We start from the raw sequence: 21,045 nt of genomic DNA, 5'->3' as shown, positions 1-21,045 counted from the left end.
TTGTTTCTAAAGGGGCGTTTTTTTAGGCATACTGGCGTACCCATGGTAAACTAGGCATATAACGAAAAAAGGGAGAACATAGATGGAGTACGCTGCAATTGTCCTAGCGGCCGGACAAGGAAAACGAATGAAAGCAGGTATGAACAAACAGTTAATCGATTTAAACGGCATTCCCCTTATTGTCCATTCACTCAGACTTTTTGAAGAAGATGCGGCTTGCAAAGCGATCTGGCTTGTAGTGAGTGAACCGGAAAGGCAGACAATGGAAAAGCTTGTTGCAGAGTACCGGATAGGCAAAGTAAAAGGGCTTGTAAATGGAGGAGCTGAACGGCAAGACAGTGTTTATGCCGGGTTAAAAGGAATGGAAGAGGCAGAAATCGTCCTTATTCACGATGGCGCCCGGCCGTTTGTCGCTAAACCTATTTTGACAAAACTGGCCCATGAGGCTGCTCAAAGCGGTGCAGCGATTGCCGCTGTACCGGTCAAAGATACAGTCAAGCTTGCAAACAAAAACAGCGTTGCGCGTACAGTTGAACGGAAAAACCTCTGGGCCGCGCAAACACCACAAGCTTTCCAGTATGAGCTCGTCTTGGCCGCCCATGAAGACGCTAAAAAACACGGGTTTCTCGGTACCGACGATGCAAGTCTTGTAGAAAGATTGGACAAGCGAGTAACCATTGTCGAGAGCGACTACTTAAACATTAAATTAACGACTGAGGAAGACTTGTTATTTGCTGAAACGATATTAAAGAAAAGGGAGAACCATTTATGATTCGGATTGGACAAGGATTTGATGTACACCAGCTCGCCGAAGGTAGACCGCTATTATTAGGAGGGGTTCACATTCCCCATCCGAAAGGGCTTCTCGGCCATTCGGATGCTGATGTCCTTTTGCATACAATCACCGATGCAGCCCTTGGCGCGATTGGGGCAGGCGATTTGGGAAAACATTTCCCAGATACGGATGAAGCGTTCAAGGATGCTGACTCTAAACACCTATTGAGCCAAGCTTGGCAGCTTGTAAAAAACGCTGGTTATACGTTGGGGAATGTGGATTGTACGGTGATGGCACAAAAGCCAAAGCTAGCACCTTATATTGAAGCGATCCGGAAACAAATTGCTGAATTGCTGGAAACAGATGTGGCCAACGTTAGTGTTAAAGCGACTACGACGGAAACGCTAGGGTTTGTAGGTCGTGAGGAGGGGATTGCTGCGCAGGCAGTAATCTTGCTGAAGAAAGCAGAGTAGCCTTTGTTTTTGCCGAAGAACGTGCTATGATGATTCAGAATAAGGTAGCCAAAGGAGTGCGTCGTGATGACGAAAGATATACGGGTCCGGTTTGCCCCTAGTCCTACGGGGCATTTGCATATAGGCGGAGCGCGTTCGGCGCTGTTTAATTACTTGTTTGCTAAATCTGCGGGCGGCGCGTTTGTGCTGCGGATTGAAGATACAGACCAAGCACGGAATGTGGATACAGCAACTGAAAAATTAATGGACAGTTTAAGATGGCTTGGCCTAGAGTGGGATGAAAGCATTGACACAGAGGCCGGCGAATATGGCCCATACCGCTCAATGGAACGCGTTGATATTTATAAAAACTATATTCAACAGCTGTTGGATGAGAAAAAAGCATACTACTGTTACATGACGGAAGAAGAATTAGAAGCAGAGCGCGAGGCGCAAAAAGCCCGAGGCGAAATGCCAAAATACAGCGGCCGTGACCGGGACTTAACAGCGGAACAACGGGCAGCTTACGAGGCGAAGGGCATTCAGCCCGTTGTCCGTTTCCGAGTGCCTGAGGGGCAAACTGTTTCATTTCATGATGCCGTTCGTGGCGAGGTGTCTTTTGAGACAGACGGAATTGGCGATTTTGTGATTGCTCGTAAAGATGGTGTACCGATGTACAACTTTGCCGTTGTCATCGATGACCATTTGATGAACATTTCCCATGTGATCCGTGGGGAAGAGCATCTTTCCAATACGCCACGGCAAATTTTACTCTATCAGGCATTTGGATGGGATGTGCCAAAATTTGCCCACGCTTCCTTGATTTTAAACCCTGACAGGCAGAAAATGAGTAAGCGCGACGAATCGATTATTCAATTTGTCGAGCAGTATAAATCATTGGGCTATATGCCTGAAGCGATTGTCAATTTCCTAGCATTGCTTGGTTGGTCGCCAGTCGGCGAGGAAGAAATCTTTTCGCTTGAGGAACTATGCGAACAATTTACACTCGATCGCGTTTCAAAAGCACCGGCTATTTTTGATACAGATAAGCTCGCCTGGATGAACAATCAATACATGAAAAACGCTGATTTGGATACCGTTGTCGACTTGGCGTTGCCCCACTTAGTTGCCAGCGGTAAACTACCAGAACAGTTGGATGAAGGCAAGCGTGAATGGGCGCGCCGTTTAATTGGCTTATACCAGGAGCAAATGCATTACGGAGCTGAAATCGTCGAACTGACGGAAATGTTTTTCAAAGAAGAAGTCGATTATACAGAAGAAGCAAAAACCGTGCTGGCAGAAGAACAAGTTCCTGAAGTGCTAAGCCAATTTGCAAAAGAGCTAGAGTCGCTAGAAGGATTTTTTGCCGCCGACATTAAAAAAGCGATTAAAGCAACGCAAAAAGCGACAGGGCAAAAAGGGAAAAAATTGTTTATGCCAATTCGTGCGGCAGTGAGCGGGCAAACACATGGCCCTGAGCTTGGCGATACGATCGAGCTTTTAGGAAAAAGCGTTGTGAAAGCACGCTTGCAAGCTGCTATTCAATAAGAATAGAGACAAAAAACGTTGAATGGGAATGCCAGCGAAGAACTTTCGCAGAGAGGGCGGCCACCGGCTGAAAGCCGCCTGTAAGGGACGCGCATGGTTTGCCCCCATGAGTCTTTTCTTGAACAGGAACACGTAGGGAAAAGCGGGTCGCTCCGTTACAAGCGATTAGAGATTCAGCAAAAAGCTGAAAAAAGCAGAGTGGAACCGTGCAGTAAGCGCCTCTGTACCTTCGTTGGGAGGTGCAGGGGCGTTTTTTATTGCGATGAAGGAGGGGGATCAGATGGGGATTGCTCGTACATTGTTGAACGATATTGATGTCGTCTTTGAACAAGATCCTGCTGCACGTAGTCGGCTAGAAGTCATCTTTACGTACTCGGGTGTGCATGCTGTTTGGGGGCATCGGATTGCTCACGGTCTGTGGAAACGGAAATGGTACTTCTTAGCGCGCCTGCTTTCGCAAATTGTCCGCTTTATGACCGGAATTGAAATCCATCCAGGGGCAAAGATCGGGCAAAGGCTGTTTATTGACCACGGTATGGGTGTCGTCATTGGTGAGACTTGCGAAATTGGCGACAATGTCACGATTTTCCAAGGCGTAACTTTAGGGGGCACTGGCAAAGAAAAAGGGAAGCGCCATCCAACTGTAAAAGACGGCGTGCTCATTGCCAGTGGGGCTAAAGTGCTTGGCTCATTTACAATCGGCGAGGGCGCCCGGATAGGCGCAGGCTCTGTCGTGTTAAACGAAGTGCCCCCCCATTCGACGGTTGTAGGTATCCCTGGGAAAATTGTTGTGCAAAATGGAATAAAAGTGAGCTCGGCCCGTTCCCTTGACCACCATGCCTTGCCTGACCCCGTTGCTGACAAGATTGCTGAATTAGAACGGGAAATTGCACGTTTAAAAGCAGATTATAGCAAGCTTACCGACAAACAAAGCACATTGGACTAGAGTGGCTTCATAAAGTATGGATACCAAGCAAGTAGAAAGGACGACAGACGATGATTAAGCTGTTTAATAGTTTGACAAATAAAAAAGAACCATTCGTGCCGATTGAGGAAGGCAAAGTCAAAATGTATTGCTGCGGACCGACGGTGTACAATTACATTCACATCGGCAATGCCCGGCCGCCCATTGTCTATGACATGGTGCGCCGTTATTTGACTTACCGAGGCTACGACGTAACCTTTGTCTCAAATTTTACGGATGTGGACGATAAAATTATACGCGCTGCCAATGAACTTGGTGAAGAAGTAGCTGATGTTGCCGAACGGTTTATTAAAGCGTATTACGCCGATACATGTGCTTTGAATGTGAAGGAAGCTGATCTTCACCCTCGTGTGACAGAAACGATGGATGACATCATTGCCTTTATTGCTGAACTGGAGAAGAAAGGATTTGCATACGAAGCAGGGGGCGATGTCTATTTTCGCACCCGCAAGTTTGATGGCTATGGCAAATTGTCTGGCCAAGCGCTCGACGATTTGCAAAGCGGCGCTAGAATAGAAGTAGATGAGCGGAAGGAAGACCCAATTGATTTTGTGTTATGGAAAGCAGCAAAACCAAATGAAATTTCGTGGAGCAGCCCGTGGGGCGAGGGTCGTCCTGGTTGGCACATTGAGTGCTCGGCCATGATTAAGAAGAGTTTAGGGGATACAATTGACATCCACGCCGGCGGCAAGGATTTGACGTTTCCCCATCATGAAAACGAGATTGCCCAATCAGAAGCGTTAACAGGCAAAAGATTGGCCAATTATTGGATGCACAACGGATTTGTTAACATAAACAACGAAAAAATGTCGAAATCACTCGGAAACTTTGTGCTTGCACATGACATCATCCAACAATATTCGCCAGAAGTCGTCCGGTTTTTCATGCTCACTGCTCATTATCGCACACCAATTAACTTTAGTGATGAGCTTCTTAAAGGGGCTGAAGCCGGGCTAGAGCGCCTGAAAAATACAGTCACCAATTTGCAGCACCGCTTAGCGGAAACGGCTGATATGGGGGTAGAAGAGGAATGGCTCGAAAAAATTGCCGCCGCAAAACAACGTTTTATTGAAGAAATGGATGACGATTTCAATAGCGCCAATGGAATAAGTGTCTTGTTTGACCTTGCTAAAGAAGCCAATATTTATATGAGCGAAGCACAAACGTCCAAAAAAGTGCTAAATGCTTTTTTGGAGTTGTTTACCGAGTTTGGCGAAGTGCTTGGTGTAAGCTTTACACAACAAGACGAAGAGCTTCTGGATGCTGAAATTGAGGCGTTGATTGAAGAGCGCAATGTTGCCCGGAAAGAACGGAACTTTGCCCGTGCTGATGAAATTCGTGACCTCTTAAAAGAGAAAAACATTGTGCTAGAAGATACGCCCCAAGGCGTGCGTTGGAAGCGGGGGTCATGATGAGCACGAACAAGGAATGGCGCCAGCTAAATGGGCTTGCGCTTGCTTATATGGGAGACGCTGTGTATGAACAGCGTGTTCGCTATGAGCTGTTGAAACAAGGGGCAGTGCGGCCAAACCGCTTGCATAAAGCAGCGACCACATACGTCTCTGCGAAAGCGCAGGCCGCCGTTCTTTTCCAAATGGGCGAACAAGGCGTTTTAACAGAAGAAGAACAAGCAATTGTCCGCCGGGGCCGGAATGCCAAATCCCATACAACGCCTAAAAATACCGACGTGGCCACTTACCGGAATGCAACTGGTTTTGAAGCGCTCCTTGGGTATTTGTATTTGACAAATAAACATGAGCGATTGGAAGAGCTACTAAAGCTGGCATTGACAATGGCTGCACAGAAAGAAGGGAACCCATCATGAGCAAACGTACCAACCCGCAACCAAAAAAACAGCTGAAGGGCGACAACCGCAAAGAAGAATTCATTGTCGGCAAAAACCCAGTGATCGAAGCAATCAAATCAGGGCATCCAATCCATAAAATTTGGATTGGCGACCAATCGCAAAAAGGGCAAATGACGAAACTGACACAATTGGCAAAAGAACAGAATGTGTTGGTGCAAACGGCCCCTAAGCGCAAGCTTGACCAACTTGTCGGCCATAGCAACCATCAAGGCGTCGTCGCCTCCGTGGCCGCGTACGAATATGCAGACATGGATGCGTTATTTGCCAAAGCTGCCGCAGCTAATGAAGCCCCATTTTTTCTCGTTCTTGACGAAATAGAGGATCCTCATAATTTAGGCTCCATTATGCGGACCGCCGACGCTGTAGGGGCACACGGCATCATCATCCCAAAACGCCGTTCGGTCGGGCTGACGCAAACAGTCGCAAAAGCATCGACAGGAGCGATTGAATACATTCCTGTTGTCCGTGTCACCAATTTGGCGCGGACAATGGACGAGCTCAAAAAGCAAGGACTGTGGTTTGCTGGCACGGACGCGGCAGCAGAGGGTGACTATCGCGAAGCCGATTACAATTTGCCGCTTTGCCTCGTCATTGGCAGTGAAGGCAAAGGGATTAGCCGCCTGATTAAAGAGAAATGCGATTTTCTCGTTAGCATTCCGATGAAAGGGCGCGTCACTTCATTGAATGCGTCCGTTGCGGCAAGCTTGCTGATGTACGAAGTGTTTCACAAGCGGGCTGGGCAGTGAGCGAGCAATGGAGAATATTCTGCTCGTTGACGGCTACAACATGATTGGGGCATGGCCATCTTTGCAGAAATTGAAGGAAAAGGATTTTGGCGCGGCTAGGGATCAACTGGTTGACTTATTGGCGGAATATGCGGCATATACAGGTTACCGCGTTATTGCCGTTTTTGACGCCCATATGGTTGCTGGGATCGGCAAATCGTATAATCGCCATCGCGTCGAGATTGTCTATACGAAGAAAAACGAGACAGCCGATGAGCGGATCGAGAAGCTTGTTCAGACATTGAAGCGGATCGACCGGGTGATCCACGTAGCCACTTCCGACTTGGCTGAGCAGTCTCACGCCTTTGGGAGTGGGGCACTGCGGAAGTCAGCTAGGGAGATGGCAATTGAAATGGGAATCGCAACAAAAGAAATCGACAAAATCGTACAAAAAACGAAGAAAACGCAAGAGTCGTCGAAAATTATGTTATCAGAGGAAGTTGCCGAAGTTTTTGAGAGATGGCGTCGAGGCGGCAAATGAATAGTTGACCTGCTAGAAAAAAGTGCTATATAATGTGTATAACTTTTCACAACATTATGTCGATGCTATCGCGGAGGAGTGATTAGTTTGGGTGCAAGTCTAGCAGAAGGAACATCAACGTACAAAGAAAGTCCGTTTGAAGAGTGGGAAGATGATTCTTTGATTAAAGAAGTCCGAACTGGCAATACGTTAGCCTTAGAGCACTTGATTGGAAAGTACCGCAATTTTGTTCGGGCTAAAGCACGGTCGTATTTTCTTATTGGCGCTGATCACGAAGACATTGTGCAAGAAGGTATGATTGGTTTATATAAGGCTGTAAGAGACTTTAATGTGGACAAGCTTTCTTCGTTTAAGGCTTTCGCAGAATTGTGCATCACAAGGCAAATTATTACCGCGATAAAAACAGCTACAAGGCAAAAGCACATACCCCTCAATTCATATGTGTCGTTGGACAAGCCTCTTTATGATGAGGAGTCGGACAGGACATTAATGGATGTCATTTGCGGCAACAAGGTAACAGATCCAGAAGCGCTTTTAATTAATCAAGAAGATTTTGCTTACATTGAAGGGAAGATGAGCGAGATCTTAAGTGAGCTGGAGAGGCAAGTGTTGATGCTTTATTTGGATGGCAGAACGTACCAGGAAATATCGATTGATTTAAAGCGACACGTCAAATCGATAGACAATGCCCTCCAGCGTGTAAAACGTAAACTGGAAAGGTATGTGGAACTGAAAAGCGTAATGTTGTGATTGAAAGGGCGGGGCAATTAGCTTCCGTCCTTTATCTATTACGCTTCAGCCCAGCATTGACACCAGTTTAGTGCTGTGCTAGAGTCAAAGAGTGTGTGCAAAGTACGGAGGTGTGCCCGTGAGTGGCAAACGTGTCTTGGCTTGCGAAATCTGCAAGTCACGTAATTACTCGGTAACAAGCGCTAAAAAAAGCGATACCCGGCTTACCGTAAAAAAATTTTGCAAACGGTGCAATGGACATACACTGCATGTAGAAACGCGTTGATAAATACAGGAAATCGCAAAGCTCTAACGTTTATCTTTTCGATATTGTGTAATGCTGGAGGTGTACGGATCACATGGCAGATGAAAACAAAGGACCAGTTACTTTTCTTCGGAATGTAGGCAGGGAAATGAAACGCGTAACATGGCCAACTAAAAAAGAGTTAACCCGTTATACGTTAGTTGTCCTAACAACGCTTATCTTTATGGTTGCTTTTTTCTATCTAGTCGATCTAGGTATTTCGACGTTGCTGCGGATGCTGTAGCGTAAAGTTGAAGCTCTGGGAATGTTAAAGGAGGGAAGGACGCTGTCCTGAACAATGGAAAAAAACTGGTTTGTGGTACACACATACTCTGGCTATGAAAACAAAGTGAAAGCGAACCTTGAAAAGCGGGTTGAGTCAATGGAAATGACTGACCATATTTTTCGTGTGCTTGTACCTGTCGAAGAAGAGACAGAAATAAAAAACGGAAAAACGAAACAAGTTTCACGCAAAGTGTTCCCAGGCTATGTGCTAGTGGAAATGGTCATGACTGACGATTCGTGGTATGTTGTCCGCAATACACCAGGGGTAACAGGGTTCGTTGGTTCAGCTGGAGCAGGCTCCAAGCCGACGCCGCTTATGCCCGATGAGGTTGAGCGGATCTTGAAGCAAATGGGCGTTGTTGAAGCCCAAGAAGAAGTAGACTTTGAACTGAAAGAATCGGTTAAAGTGAAGTCGGGTCCGTTTGCTGATTTTGTCGGCACAATCGAAGAGATACAGGTGGAAAAACGGAAACTGAAAGTCCATGTGAATATGTTCGGGCGCGAAACGCCAGTGGAGCTTGAGTTCGGTCAAGTTGAAAAGATTTCTTAAAAAACCTTGCTTCTTGGCGGTATTGGTGATAGAATTTCAATGTTTAGTATAGATTTCACTATGCTTGTCGGATGCATGTGCATCCGTCTTTTTGAGTGGGAGGGTACAAGTTGTGTATCCGGTAACCACATCACGGACTTAAGGAGGTGTGTCACGTGGCTAAAAAGGTAATTAAAATGGTTAAGCTACAAATCCCTGCGGGTAAAGCCAATCCGGCACCACCAGTTGGACCGGCCCTCGGTCAAGCAGGTGTGAACATTATGGGATTTTGTAAAGAATTTAACGCTCGTACATCTGACCAAGCAGGTTTGATTATTCCAGTGGAAATCACTGTATTTGAAGACCGTTCGTTTACATTCATCACGAAAACGCCACCTGCTGCTGTGCTTTTGAAAAAAGCGGCAGGAATTGACTCAGGTTCTGGCGAGCCGAATCGTACAAAAGTTGCAACGGTTAAACGCGATAAAGTACGTGAAATTGCTGAAACAAAAATGCCAGATCTGAATGCGGCTTCTGTAGAAGCGGCTATGCGCATGGTTGAGGGTACAGCCCGCAGCATGGGCATTGTGATTGAAGACTAATTGGTTGCTGTGAGAGGTTGCGCCCGAGCTGGAGTCGCAGCCTTTCAAATAGTGGGAGGAATTTCCGTTAACACCACATACGAGGAGGAAATAAAATGGCTAAAAAAGGCAAGAAATATGCAGACGCTTTAAAGCTTGTAGACCGTGATACGGCTTACCAAGCGGAAGAAGCGCTTGAACTAGTAAAGAAAACATCAGTCGCTAAGTTTGACGAAACAGTAGAAGTTGCTGTTCGCCTTGGCGTTGATCCTAAAAAAGCGGACCAACAAATCCGCGGCGCGGTTGTGCTTCCTCATGGAACAGGCAAAACCCAACGTGTGCTAGTATTTGCGAAAGGCGAAAAAGCAAAAGAAGCGGAAGCGGCTGGAGCAGATTACGTTGGCGAAGACGACCTCATCAACAAAATTAACCAAGGTTGGTTTGATTTTGACGTGATCGTTGCGACGCCTGATATGATGGCGCAAGTCGGTAGACTTGGACGGGTGCTTGGACCGAAAGGCCTAATGCCAAACCCGAAAACAGGCACGGTCACATTTGATGTAACGAAAGCCGTTGAAGAAATCAAAGCGGGTAAAGTTGAGTACCGTGTTGACAAATCCGGCAACATCCATGTGCCAATCGGCAAAGTATCATTTGATACGCCTAAATTGCTGGAAAACTTCCAAACAATCGTAGAAACACTTCACAAAGTGAAGCCGGCAGCTGCAAAAGGAACATACGTGAAAAACATTGCAGTAGCCTCAACGATGGGTCCTGGGATCCGTGTGACTACGACTGCTTTTGCAAAATAAAAGTTGCGCTAGCAATATAACCTGTGTTATGTTGGTAGTTGGAAATAGAATAGTCATACCGTAGACAGCAGGTGCTTTATCAGCTTAAATATCCTGCCGAGGTGAGCGAATAGATCTCTTTTTAATAGAGCTTAAAGCCCTCGTGTGTCTTCGTGCCACGAGGGCTTTTCTATGGAAACTCAAGCGGTGTGCGAACAGTTTTACAGGAGGTGTAACGATGAGCAAAGTTTTAGAGCAAAAACAACAAGTTGTAGCTGAAGTAGCGGCAAAGTTGCGCGACAGCAAATCAACGGTAATTGTTGATTACCGTGGACTGAATGTAGCGCAAGTTACTGAACTTCGTAAACAGTTGCGTGAAGCTGGCGTTGAGTACAAAGTATACAAAAATACGCTTGTGCGCCGTGCGACAGCAGAAGCTGGCCTTACTGGCTTGGATGAGCATCTCGTTGGCCCGACTGCAATTGCGTTTGGTGTCGATGATGTTATTGCTCCTGCGAAAGTGCTAAACGAATTTGCGAAAAACAACGAAGCATTAACAATCAAAACAGGCGTCATCGAAGGGAACATTTCGACTGCGGCTGAAGTGAAAGCCTTGGCCGAGCTTCCTTCACGCGAAGGGCTTCTTTCTATGCTTGCCAACGTCCTTCAAGCGCCAGTTCGCCAATTTGCACTTGCTGCAAAAGCGGTGGCCGAGCAAAAAGAAGAGCAAGGCGCGTAAATTGTTGCTTGCTTAAATGCATTTCATAATGAAAATTGACTAGGAGGATTTACAATGAGCAAAGACCAAATCATTGAAGCGATTAAAGAAATGACTGTTCTTGAACTTAATGACCTTGTAAAAGCAATCGAAGAGGAGTTTGGTGTAACAGCAGCAGCGCCTGTAGCAGTTGCTGGCGGCGCAGCAGAAGGTGGCGCAGCTGAACAAACTGAATTCGATGTTGTTCTTGAGTCTGCTGGTTCTTCTAAAATTGGCGTTATCAAAGTGGTTCGCGAAATCACTGGCCTTGGCTTGAAAGAAGCAAAAGCCCTTGTTGATGGTGCTCCGGCTCCAATTAAAGAAGGCGTTGCGAAAGAAGAAGCCGAAGAAATCAAAGGCAAGCTTGAAGAAGCAGGCGCTAGCGTCGAGTTGAAGTAGGCGTTTAGCCTCGCACGAGAAGGCCCGCGGAACATCCGCGGGCCTTCTTTTCCCATTCATGAAAGGAGTGATCGCCTTGAGTGAGCATTATTATACAAACCAACCGTCTTCGCCCCATGATGAAAAAACATGGACATTCACGCTGCGAGGAGAATCGTTTTCCTTTACAACAGACCGCGGTGTGTTTTCGAAAGGTGAAGTCGATTTTGGAAGTCGACTTCTCATTGAGACATTTGCCTTTCCTGAACTCGATGGCGATATACTTGATGTTGGCTGCGGGTATGGGCCGATTGGGCTAGCGTTGGCAAAAGCGGACCCTTCAAGGCGGGTCGTTATGGTAGACGTCAATGAACGCGCTTGCCAATTGGCGGAAAAAAACGCCAAAGAAAACGGTGTAAAAAATGCCGACGTTCGTTTCAATGAACGGGGCTTAGCTGGTTTTGAGCAAGTGGCCCGTTATGCTGCGGTTGTAACGAATCCGCCGATACGTGCTGGAAAGAACGTCGTCTACGACATTTATGAACAAGCGTACGAACGGTTAATTCCTGAGGGGGAACTTTGGGTAGTGATCCAAAAAAAGCAAGGGGCGCCATCGACCAAGCAAAAGTTAGCTGAGCTTTTTGGGGCAGAAAATGTCGAGGTCAAGGGGAAAAAGAAGGGTTATTATGTCTTTCTTGCAAAAAAGAATTGACTGCTGGTTTTGACTATGATATTATCATTTAATGCGTATAACTGCCTAATTTGCCGTTTCCAGATTCATGAGGAAAGACTCAGTGATTGAAACGGTTCATTTTTGGTTATGCTAGTACAATGGGTTTTGTTCTCGTAAAAAAGGTTCCTGATTTTCATACTATAAAGCTTTTTTGCGGTTTTGTATAGTCTCTTCGCAGATTCGATACAAAAACAAGCCTTTTTGTCTGAACGGGTACCTCTGTTTATAGGTTTTTGATGCAGCTTATAAACAGTGTTTTTTAGATACTATAACGCGAGATTTAAGGGGTGAATCAGTTGACAGGTCAACTAATTCAGTATGGACGCCACCGCCAGCGGAGAAGCTATGCGCGAATTAATGAAGTGCTCGAACTGCCAAACTTGATTGAAATTCAAACAGCTTCTTATCAATGGTTTCTTGATGAGGGTTTGCGGGAGATGTTTCAAGACATCTCACCGATCCAAGACTTCACTGGCAATTTAGTGTTAGAGTTTATTGATTACAGTCTAGGAGAACCAAAGTATCCTGTTGATGAGTCAAAAGAGCGTGACGTGACCTTTGCCGCTCCTCTACGTGTCAAAGTTCGTCTTATTAATAAAGAGACAGGCGAAGTAAAAGAACAGGAAGTCTTTATGGGCGATTTCCCGTTGATGACAGAAACAGGGACATTTATCATCAATGGCGCTGAGCGCGTTATCGTTTCTCAGCTTGTTCGCTCACCGAGCGTTTACTATAGCCAAAAGCTCGACAAAAACGGAAAAAAAGGCTTTACTGCCACTGTCATTCCGAACCGTGGAGCGTGGCTTGAGCTTGAGACAGATGCAAAAGATATTGTTTATGTACGTATTGACCGTACTCGTAAAATTCCAGTAACAGTACTTTTGCGTGCTCTAGGCTTTGGGTCTGATCAAGAAATCGTTGACCTCTTAGGCGAAAACGAGTATTTGCGCAACACGCTTGAGAAAGATAACACAGATTCAACCGATAAAGCGCTGCTTGAAATCTATGAGCGTTTGCGCCCAGGCGAGCCGCCAACAGTAGAAAATGCGAAAAGCTTGCTTGAATCTCGCTTTTTCGATCCTAAGCGTTATGACCTCGCAAATGTCGGTCGTTATAAAATAAATAAAAAGCTTCATATCAAAAATCGGCTATTTAACCAACGTTTGGCGGAAAAGCTTGTTGATCCGGAAACAGGTGAAGTTCTAGCTGAAGAGGGAACACTGCTTGACCGCAGAACGTTGGATAAACTGATCCCGCATTTGGAGAAAAATGTTGGTTTCCGTACAGCCCGTACATCTGGCGGCGTTCTTGAGGAATCCGACGTTGAAATTCAATCGGTTAAAATTTATGTAGCAGATGACTACGAGGGCGAGCGCGTTATTTCTGTTATTAGCAACGGCATGGTGGAACGCGACGTGAAGCATATTGCCCCTGCCGATATCATCGCTTCCATCAGCTATTTCTTCAACTTGCTGCATGGTGTCGGCGATACAGATGACATTGACCATTTGGGCAATCGCCGTCTCCGTTCCGTTGGAGAACTGTTACAAAACCAATTCCGGATTGGCCTTTCTCGGATGGAGCGCGTGGTACGGGAACGGATGTCGATTCAAGACCCGAATGTAATTACGCCACAAGCGCTTATTAACATTCGTCCAGTCATTGCCTCGATAAAAGAGTTCTTTGGTAGCTCGCAGCTTTCGCAGTTCATGGACCAAACGAACCCCCTTGCTGAACTGACGCATAAGCGCCGTCTTTCAGCGCTTGGACCAGGTGGCTTAACTCGGGAGCGCGCTGGAATGGAAGTGCGTGACGTTCATTACTCCCATTACGGCCGGATGTGTCCGATTGAAACGCCGGAAGGTCCGAACATCGGCTTAATTAACACGCTGTCCTCTTATGCGAAAGTGAATGAGTTCGGCTTTATGGAAACACCATACCGCCGTGTTGACCCTGAAACAGGGAAAGTGACATCGCGAATTGACTATTTAACAGCCGATGAAGAGGACAATTATGTAGTTGCCCAAGCAAATGCGAAGCTGAATGAAGACGGATCGTTTGTCGATGATAACATCATTGCCCGCTTCCGCGGTGAAAACACCGTCGTTCCTTGTGATCGTGTCGACTATATGGACGTTTCGCCTAAACAAGTTGTCTCTGCCGCGACGTCATGTATTCCGTTTTTGGAAAATGACGACTCGAACCGCGCACTAATGGGCGCAAACATGCAGCGCCAGGCCGTGCCTTTGCTCGTTCCAGAAGCACCGCTTGTCGGAACAGGGATGGAGCACGTGTCTGCTAAAGATTCAGGGGCTGCTGTTGTCTCAAAATATGCCGGTATCGTTGAACGCGTTACTGCTAAAGAAATTTGGGTCCGCCGCATTGAAGAAGTAGATGGCAAAGAAACGAAAGGCGACCTTGATAAATACAAACTACAAAAATTTGTGCGCTCCAACCAGGGCACAAGTTATAATCAGCGCCCGATTGTACGCGAAGGCGATCGCGTTGAAAAACGTGAAATCCTCGCAGATGGTCCTTCAATGGAGATGGGCGAAATGGCGCTTGGCCGCAATGTGCTTGTCGCCTTTATGACATGGGACGGCTACAACTACGAGGATGCGATCATTTTAAGTGAGCGCCTTGTCAAAGATGACGTTTATACGTCCATTCATATTGAGGAATATGAATCGGATGCCCGTGATACAAAACTCGGACCTGAAGAGATTACGCGCGATATTCCGAACGTTGGTGAGGATGCATTACGCAACCTTGACGAGCGGGGAATTATTCGCATCGGGGCTGAAGTCAAAGATGGCGACATTCTTGTTGGTAAAGTGACGCCAAAAGGCGTAACGGAGCTGACGGCGGAAGAACGCCTCTTGCATGCGATTTTTGGAGAGAAAGCCCGTGAAGTGCGGGATACTTCATTGCGTGCACCGCATGGTGGAGACGGAATCGTTCTTGATGTGAAAATCTTTAACCGTGAAGACGGCGATGAACTTCCTCCAGGCGTCAACCAACTTGTCCGTGTCTACATTGTACAAAAGCGGAAAATTAACCAGGGCGATAAAATGGCTGGCCGTCACGGGAACAAAGGTGTTATTTCCCGAATCCTGCCAGAAGAAGATATGCCGTTTTTACCAGACGGAACGCCTGTTGACATTATGTTAAACCCACTTGGTGTGCCTTCGCGGATGAATATCGGACAAGTGCTTGAACTCCATCTTGGTATGGCTGCCCGCAAACTAGGCATCCATGTTGCGTCTCCAGTATTTGACGGCGCCAGTGAAGAAGATGTTTGGGGCACATTGGAAGAAGCAGGCATGGCCCGAGACGGAAAAACAATTTTATATGATGGCCGTACTGGCGAACCGTTTGACAACCGCGTATCCGTTGGGATTATGTATATGATCAAGCTTGCCCATATGGTTGACGACAAGCTCCATGCGCGGTCAACAGGCCCGTACTCACTCGTTACGCAGCAGCCTCTTGGCGGTAAAGCTCAATTTGGTGGACAGCGTTTCGGGGAGATGGAAGTATGGGCACTGGAAGCATATGGTGCTGCTTACACGCTCCAAGAAATCCTCACTGTTAAATCAGATGACGTTGTTGGGCGTGTGAAAACGTACGAGGCAATTGTAAAAGGGGAAAACGTTCCTGAGCCAGGGGTGCCAGAATCGTTTAAAGTCCTCATTAAAGAATTGCAATCGTTGGGCATGGATGTGAAGATGCTCTCCAGCAACGAAGAGGAAATTGAAATGCGTGAGCTGGATGACGAAGAAGACCAAACGTCTGAAAAACTCAACCTCAACTTAGAGACGAACGAATCACAACTATAAAGGGCAGGGGAGATGCGAATAGAACGACTATCCATGAGCAACAGTGCTTGCGCGTGGAACGACGGTTCTAAAGCAGATGACCGAGGCAAACGATGACGTATGCGAGCGTTTGTCTACAGTCTGAGGGGAGAAACATGTGTTTCTTCCCCTTTGCCCCTCAAGAATAATCCGCATTGAACAGTTACCCACATTGGGTGAAATCATAAGGGAGGTTGGCCCCTTGATCGATGTAAATAACTTTGAATACATGAAAATTGGTTTGGCATCACCAAATAAAATCCGCTCGTGGTCCCGTGGAGAAGTCAAAAAACCAGAAACAATCAACTACCGGACATTAAAGCCGGAAAAAGATGGTTTGTTCTGTGAGCGTATTTTTGGGCCGCAGAAAGACTGGGAATGCCACTGCGGAAAATATAAGCGTGTCCGTTACAAAGGGGTCGTTTGCGATCGCTGCGGCGTTGAAGTTACCCGTGCAAAAGTGCGCCGGGAACGGATGGGGCATATTGAGCTTGCCGCTCCTGTGTCGCATATTTGGTATTTTAAAGGGATTCCAAGTCGGATGGGCCTTGTGCTGGATATGTCGCCCCGTTCCCTTGAGGAAGTCATTTACTTCGCTTCTTATGTAGTGACTGAACCAGGCGATACACCACTAGAGAAAAAACAGCTTTTGTCAGAGAAAGAGTACCGTGCTTATTACGATAAATATGGCCGTACGTTTACAGCTTCTATGGGTGCGGAAGCGATTCGCAAATTGCTTGCCGACATTGACTTACAAAAAGAAGTCAATGCCCTTAAAGAAGAGCTCGAAACAGCACAAGGGCAACGGCGTACACGTGCGATTAAACGGCTAGAAGTGCTGGAAGCATTCCGCAATTCTGGTAATGAACCGTCATGGATGGTGCTTGATGTTCTTCCTGTCATTCCGCCAGAATTACGGCCAATGGTACAGCTAGATGGCGGCCGCTTTGCTACTTCTGATTTAAATGACTTGTACCGCCGCGTCATTAACCGCAATAACCGTTTGAAACGGTTGCTTGATTTAGGAGCGCCGAACATTATTGTGCAAAATGAGAAGCGGATGCTTCAAGAAGCTGTCGATGCCTTGATTGATAATGGACGCCGCGGCCGCCCAGTTACTGGCCCAGGGAACCGTCCGTTAAAATCATTGTCCCATATGCTAAAAGGGAAACAAGGGCGTTTCCGCCAAAACTTGCTCGGAAAACGGGTTGACTATTCCGGCCGTTCGGTTATCGTAGTTGGTCCTAACTTGAAAATGTACCAATGCGGGCTTCCAAAAGAAATGGCGCTAGAATTATTCAAGCCTTTTGTGATGAAAGAGCTTGTTTCTAAAGGGCTTGCCCATAACATTAAGAGCGCTAAGCGGAAAGTCGAGCGTGTCCAGCCGGAAGTTTGGGATGTGCTTGAAGAAGTCATCCGCGAGCATCCTGTCCTCCTGAACCGTGCGCCAACATTGCACCGTCTTGGAATTCAAGCGTTCGAGCCTATCTTAGTAGAAGGGCGTGCAATTAAATTGCATCCGCTTGTCTGTACAGCATACAACGCCGACTTTGACGGCGACCAAATGGCTGTCCACGTGCCGTTGTCGGCGGAAGCACAAGCGGAAGCACGGATTCTCATGCTTGCTGCACAAAACATCTTGAACCCTAAAGATGGCAAACCGGTTGTAACGCCTTCTCAAGATATGGTTTTAGGAAACTATTATTTGACAATGGAAAATGCAAATGCCCGTGGGGAAGGCTCTGTATTTAAAGATTCCAACGAAGCGCTAATCGCGTATCAAAACGGCTATGTCCACTTGCATACACGTATTGCTGTTCCAGTGGCATCGCTGAATAAACCGACGTTTGCTGACGAAGAGTCGAACATGTTGCTATTGACAACAGTCGGAAAACTTTTGTTTAACGAGATTATGCCTGACTCGTTCCCGTACATCAATGAGCCGACGGCGTCGAACTTGGAAGTGAAGACGCCAGAAAAATACTTGGTACCAAGCAACACCAATGTAAAACAACTCTTAAAAGAACGGGATCTTGTTCCGCCGTTTAAAAAAGGGTTTCTTGGCAACATCATTTCGGAAGTGTTCAAGAAATTCAAGATTACGGAAACGTCTAAAATGCTTGACCGGATGAAAGACCTTGGCTTTAAGTATTCAACGAAAGCCGGGATCACGGTAGGCGTGTCAGACATTGTCGTCCTTTCCGAGAAGAAAGAAATTCTTGATGAAGCGGACAAAAAAGTCGAGCGCATCATGAAGCAATTCCGCCGTGGTTTGATCACGGAAGAAGAGCGCTACGACCGCGTCATCTCAATTTGGAGCGACGCCAAAGACTTAATCCAAAGCAAGCTCATGGGTACCCTTGATGCCCGCAATCCAATCTTCATGATGAGTGATTCAGGCGCTCGTGGTAACGCCTCAAACTTTACCCAGCTTGCTGGTATGCGTGGTTTGATGGCCAACCCATCTGGACGGATCATTGAACTTCCAATTAAATCGAGCTTCCGTGAAGGGCTGACAGTCCTTGAGTACTTTATTTCAACGCACGGAGCCCGGAAAGGTCTTGCTGATACAGCGCTGAAAACAGCTGACTCAGGTTACTTGACACGCCGCCTTGTTGACGTAGCCCAAGATGTCATTGTTCGGGAAAATGACTGTGGCACAGACCGTGGCTTGGAAGTGACGGCGATTCAAGAAGGTACCGAAACGATTGAAGGCCTTTACGACCGTTTAGTCGGCCGTGTTGCTTTCAAAACGGTGCGTCATCCAGAAACGGATGAGGTCCTTGTCCACCGCGGCGAGTTGATGAATGAGGACACAGCTAAACAAATTGTTGATGCTGGCGTTGAATCAGTAACGATTCGGTCTGTCTTCACTTGTAACACACATCACGGCGTGTGCAAGGCTTGCTATGGCCGCAACCTCGCTACTGGCAGCGATGTAGAAGTTGGCGAAGCAGTTGGCATCATCGCCGCCCAGTCCATCGGGGAACCAGGAACGCAGCTAACAATGCGGACGTTCCACACAGGCGGTGTTGCTGGAGACGATATTACCCAAGGTCTTCCACGTATTCAAGAGCTGTTTGAAGCCCGTAATCCAAAAGGGCAGGCCGTTATTACCGAAATCGACGGCGATGTGGTCGATGTCAGAGACGGCGACAAACGTGAAGTCACTGTACAAAGTGAACTCGAGACGAAAAGTTACTCGATTCCGTATGGCTCTCGTCTGAAAGTGGCAGTCGGGGACAAGGTTGTTGCTGGCCAAACGTTAACAGAAGGTTCGATTGATCCAAAAGAACTTCTCAAAGTAACGGGTATGGGTGGCGTACAAGAATACTTGCTCCGTGAAGTCCAAAAAGTATACCGTCTCCAAGGGGTAGAAATTGGCGATAAGCACGTTGAAGTAATGGTTCGGCAAATGCTTCGCAAAGTGCGTGTCGTTGATGCTGGAGATACAGGCATTCTTCCTGGCTCTCTCGTTGAAATTCAACGCTTTAACGAAGCAAACAAGAAAGTGTTGTTAAGCAATATGCGTCCAGCTACTGGCCGCCCAGTGCTGTTAGGCATTACGAAAGCTTCACTTGAAACGGATTCCTTCTTATCTGCTGCTTCATTCCAAGAAACCACACGTGTCTTGACGGATGCAGCCATTAAAGGAAAACGCGACGAGTTGCTTGGCTTGAAAGAAAATGTCATCATCGGCAAACTCGTTCCGGCGGGAACAGGGCTTGCTCGCTATAAAACGCTCGGCATTCATTCCACTCATGATGAAAGAGCTGAGAATGAAGAAGCGGGTACGCCAGAAGAAGTGCTTGTCCAAGATTAATTTTAGAATCGCCGCGATAGGCTGTTGACACAGCCTATCAGGCGGTGATAATATATCAAAGTGTGCCTGATGAGGCCTGTTGCTTTGGAGGATGAGAATGATGTCTTATGAAAAAGTGGAGCAGGCAAAAGATCCGATTATCGGTAAGAAACAGACACAAAAAGCTTTACACGCTCGTTTAGTCAGTGAATTGTACGTGGCAAAAGACGCTGACCCACGAGTTGTGGCAGACGTACTTGAAGCCGCGAAAGATACAGATGTGACGGTCGTGTATGTCGACTCAATGAAACGGCTAGGAAAAGCTTGCGGAATTGATGTTGGCGCTGCTGCTGTAGCGTTAAGGAAGTAAAGATATTGTTTGGCGCTGACGCCTTACAATATATTCTTTTGCCTAAACATGAACCACCTGGATCAGTGGTCTTAAAAATGTGGAAGGGAGGAACACAACATGCCTACTATTAACCAGTTAATCCGCAAAGGCCGGGTAGACAAAGTGAAAAAGTCTGACTCACCTGCGTTGAACAAAGGGTACAACAGTTTCAAGAAGTCACAAACGGATGTTTCTTCTCCGCAAAAACGCGGTGTTTGTACTCGTGTCGGCACAATGACGCCGAAGAAACCGAACTCGGCTCTTCGTAAATATGCGCGTGTGCGTTTGACAAACCAAATTGAGGTTACTGCATACATCCCAGGCATTGGCCATAACTTGCAAGAGCACAGTGTTGTGCTTATCCGCGGTGGCCGTGTTAAAGACTTGCCAGGGGTACGCTACCACATCGTGCGTGGCGCTCTTGACACTGCTGGTGTTCAAAACCGTATGCAAGGCCGTTCAAAATACGGTACAAAAAAGCCAAAAGATAAGAAATAACCTACGTTTTTAATGTAGATAAATGTTGAAAGGAGGGGGAAACATGCCTCGTAAAGGTCCAGTTGCACGTCGCGACGTATTGCCTGATCCAATATATAACTCTAAACTTGTTACCCGCCTCATTAACCGCATCATGGTTGACGGGAAGCGTGGAACAGCACAAACGATTCTTTATAATGCGTTTGAACTAGTAAAAGAGCGTAGCGGTAACGATCCAATGGAAGTATTCGATCAAGCGTTGAAAAACATTATGCCTGTCCTTGAAGTGAAAGCTCGCCGTGTCGGCGGTTCCAACTATCAAGTGCCAATTGAAGTGAAACCAGAGCGTCGTACGACTCTAGGTTTGCGTTGGTTGGTCAATTACGCACGTCTTCGTGGCGAAAAGACAATGGAAGAGCGTCTCGCTAACGAAATTCTTGATGCAGCCAACAATGCTGGCGCGGCTGTCAAGAAGCGCGAAGACACGCACAAAATGGCAGAAGCGAACAAAGCATTTGCTCATTATCGTTGGTAAGAA

Annotated in this window: 22 protein-coding genes and 1 other annotated feature; all 22 genes read left to right on the top strand. The window is 46.8% G+C overall.

Annotated features, from left to right (window positions below; genetic code table 11):
* Positions 1–82 precede the first annotated feature (82 nt).
* The gene (gene ispD, locus N6H06_RS21955) at positions 83–772 is read left to right on the top strand and encodes a 2-C-methyl-D-erythritol 4-phosphate cytidylyltransferase (protein ID WP_062751252.1); all 690 of its coding nucleotides are present in this window, start codon (positions 83–85) and stop codon (positions 770–772) included.
* Positions 769–1,248 (top strand): 2-C-methyl-D-erythritol 2,4-cyclodiphosphate synthase, encoded by a 480-nt coding sequence (gene ispF / locus N6H06_RS21950; RefSeq protein ID WP_062751250.1) that lies wholly within the window; start codon positions 769–771, stop codon positions 1,246–1,248. The genes ispD and ispF overlap by 4 nt, the downstream gene beginning before the upstream one ends.
* 66 nt (positions 1,249–1,314) lie before the next feature.
* Positions 1,315–2,775 carry a glutamate--tRNA ligase gene (gene gltX / locus N6H06_RS21945; RefSeq protein WP_062751249.1) on the top strand — a complete coding sequence of 487 codons (1,461 nt, stop codon included), beginning with the start codon at positions 1,315–1,317 and terminating at the stop codon, positions 2,773–2,775.
* A gap of 280 nt (positions 2,776–3,055) precedes the next feature.
* Positions 3,056–3,721: a serine O-acetyltransferase gene (gene cysE, locus N6H06_RS21940; RefSeq protein WP_193754545.1), complete on the top strand. Its 666-nt coding sequence runs from the start codon at positions 3,056–3,058 to the stop codon at positions 3,719–3,721.
* A 50-nt stretch (positions 3,722–3,771) separates the two neighbouring features.
* A complete protein-coding gene (gene cysS / locus N6H06_RS21935) occupies positions 3,772–5,172 on the top strand; it encodes a cysteine--tRNA ligase (RefSeq protein ID WP_213029644.1) in 1,401 nt (466 codons plus the stop codon).
* Positions 5,172–5,585, top strand: coding sequence for a Mini-ribonuclease 3 (locus tag N6H06_RS21930; RefSeq protein ID WP_062751276.1), 414 nt, complete (start codon positions 5,172–5,174; stop codon positions 5,583–5,585). The genes cysS and N6H06_RS21930 overlap by 1 nt, the downstream gene beginning before the upstream one ends.
* Positions 5,582–6,373, top strand: coding sequence for a 23S rRNA (guanosine(2251)-2'-O)-methyltransferase RlmB (gene rlmB / locus N6H06_RS21925; RefSeq protein WP_062751246.1), 792 nt, complete (start codon positions 5,582–5,584; stop codon positions 6,371–6,373). The genes N6H06_RS21930 and rlmB overlap by 4 nt, the downstream gene beginning before the upstream one ends.
* A gap of 7 nt (positions 6,374–6,380) precedes the next feature.
* Positions 6,381–6,893, top strand: a complete 513-nt coding sequence (locus N6H06_RS21920; RefSeq protein ID WP_062751244.1) for an NYN domain-containing protein — start codon at positions 6,381–6,383, stop codon at positions 6,891–6,893.
* An 87-nt stretch (positions 6,894–6,980) separates the two neighbouring features.
* On the top strand, positions 6,981–7,643 hold the full coding sequence (gene sigH, locus N6H06_RS21915) for an RNA polymerase sporulation sigma factor SigH (RefSeq protein ID WP_062751242.1): 663 nt from the start codon (positions 6,981–6,983) through the stop codon (positions 7,641–7,643).
* A gap of 91 nt (positions 7,644–7,734) precedes the next feature.
* Positions 7,735–7,908 carry a 50S ribosomal protein L33 gene (rpmG, locus tag N6H06_RS21910; RefSeq protein ID WP_404830381.1) on the top strand — a complete coding sequence of 58 codons (174 nt, stop codon included), beginning with the start codon at positions 7,735–7,737 and terminating at the stop codon, positions 7,906–7,908.
* A gap of 73 nt (positions 7,909–7,981) precedes the next feature.
* Positions 7,982–8,170 carry a preprotein translocase subunit SecE gene (gene secE, locus N6H06_RS21905; RefSeq protein ID WP_011244999.1) on the top strand — a complete coding sequence of 63 codons (189 nt, stop codon included), beginning with the start codon at positions 7,982–7,984 and terminating at the stop codon, positions 8,168–8,170.
* Positions 8,171–8,224: 54 nt separating this feature from the next.
* Positions 8,225–8,761 (top strand): transcription termination/antitermination protein NusG, encoded by a 537-nt coding sequence (gene nusG, locus N6H06_RS21900; protein WP_011245000.1) that lies wholly within the window; start codon positions 8,225–8,227, stop codon positions 8,759–8,761.
* 155 nt (positions 8,762–8,916) lie between these two features.
* Complete coding sequence (rplK, locus tag N6H06_RS21895; RefSeq protein ID WP_011245001.1) at positions 8,917–9,342, top strand: 50S ribosomal protein L11; 426 nt, start codon at positions 8,917–8,919, stop codon at positions 9,340–9,342.
* A gap of 95 nt (positions 9,343–9,437) precedes the next feature.
* Entirely contained in the window at positions 9,438–10,133 is a 696-nt protein-coding gene (gene rplA / locus N6H06_RS21890; protein ID WP_011245002.1) for a 50S ribosomal protein L1, read from the top strand.
* Between the two features lie 40 nt (positions 10,134–10,173).
* Positions 10,174–10,313: a sequence feature (ribosomal protein L10 leader region), on the top strand.
* Between the two features lie 37 nt (positions 10,314–10,350).
* Complete coding sequence (gene rplJ / locus N6H06_RS21885; protein WP_062751240.1) at positions 10,351–10,851, top strand: 50S ribosomal protein L10; 501 nt, start codon at positions 10,351–10,353, stop codon at positions 10,849–10,851.
* Positions 10,852–10,905: 54 nt separating this feature from the next.
* A complete protein-coding gene (rplL, locus tag N6H06_RS21880; protein WP_011245004.1) occupies positions 10,906–11,268 on the top strand; it encodes a 50S ribosomal protein L7/L12 in 363 nt (120 codons plus the stop codon).
* 76 nt (positions 11,269–11,344) lie between these two features.
* On the top strand, positions 11,345–11,959 hold the full coding sequence (locus N6H06_RS21875) for a class I SAM-dependent methyltransferase (protein ID WP_062751238.1): 615 nt from the start codon (positions 11,345–11,347) through the stop codon (positions 11,957–11,959).
* A 317-nt stretch (positions 11,960–12,276) separates the two neighbouring features.
* On the top strand, positions 12,277–15,819 hold the full coding sequence (gene rpoB, locus N6H06_RS21870; RefSeq protein WP_263707936.1) for a DNA-directed RNA polymerase subunit beta: 3,543 nt from the start codon (positions 12,277–12,279) through the stop codon (positions 15,817–15,819).
* A 220-nt stretch (positions 15,820–16,039) separates the two neighbouring features.
* The gene (rpoC, locus tag N6H06_RS21865; RefSeq protein WP_062751234.1) at positions 16,040–19,660 is read left to right on the top strand and encodes a DNA-directed RNA polymerase subunit beta'; all 3,621 of its coding nucleotides are present in this window, start codon (positions 16,040–16,042) and stop codon (positions 19,658–19,660) included.
* Positions 19,661–19,760: 100 nt separating this feature from the next.
* Positions 19,761–20,009: a 50S ribosomal protein L7ae-like protein gene (locus N6H06_RS21860; RefSeq protein WP_062751274.1), complete on the top strand. Its 249-nt coding sequence runs from the start codon at positions 19,761–19,763 to the stop codon at positions 20,007–20,009.
* Between the two features lie 99 nt (positions 20,010–20,108).
* On the top strand, positions 20,109–20,528 hold the full coding sequence (gene rpsL, locus N6H06_RS21855; protein WP_011245009.1) for a 30S ribosomal protein S12: 420 nt from the start codon (positions 20,109–20,111) through the stop codon (positions 20,526–20,528).
* A 43-nt stretch (positions 20,529–20,571) separates the two neighbouring features.
* Positions 20,572–21,042, top strand: a complete 471-nt coding sequence (gene rpsG, locus N6H06_RS21850; protein ID WP_011245010.1) for a 30S ribosomal protein S7 — start codon at positions 20,572–20,574, stop codon at positions 21,040–21,042.
* The last annotated feature ends 3 nt before the right edge of the window (positions 21,043–21,045 follow it).

Source organism: Shouchella tritolerans (assembly GCF_025770735.1).
In the GTDB taxonomy this organism is placed as follows: Bacteria; Bacillota; Bacilli; order Bacillales; family Bacillaceae_D; genus Shouchella; species Shouchella tritolerans.
The sequence above is the reverse complement of the archived record's forward strand: the minus strand, read 5'-3'. Positions and strand labels throughout refer to the sequence as shown.